Below are 389 nucleotides of genomic sequence, written 5' to 3'. Positions count from 1 at the left end.
GCGTATAATTCTGGACCATAAGACAGGGTTCAGAGACGTTATAGAAAGCATGATGCGGGAGCATCAGCCCAACAATCTTATTMTMCATCTGCTCGAATTTTATTTCATCACCAACGATGACACGACCATCAAGAGAAGGCTCAACACAGAGAGCCATAGCAATATCGGGCCCGAACATATCCAATGATTTAGGGACACCTATCGTGGCTTCGCCTTCATCACGCTTCGTGAAAAGCTCAGCATCATTGATGACACGCTTCTTCATCATCTTCAGAGATCCATCAGACTGATCTCGAACGATGCGAAGCCTCTCATCATTAAGAGACCCCTTGAACTCCTTAAACGATCCGTACCTCTGTATCAGTCGCGTATTGAGTGTCTCATTATAG

General features: G+C 45.2%; 1 protein-coding gene. It reads right to left on the bottom strand.

Going from position 1 to position 389, the window contains the following annotated elements; genetic code table 11:
• Positions 1 to 389 (bottom strand): hypothetical protein (locus tag KP705_RS18905; RefSeq protein ID WP_215765422.1); only part of this gene is annotated, 389 nt, incomplete at both ends.

It is taken from the genome of Gluconobacter sp. P1D12_c, assembly GCF_018812105.1.
GTDB classification, from domain to species: Bacteria; Pseudomonadota; Alphaproteobacteria; order Acetobacterales; family Acetobacteraceae; genus Gluconobacter; species Gluconobacter oxydans_A.
Note: the sequence above shows the minus strand (reverse complement) of the source record. Positions and strands in the feature narration are given on the sequence as shown.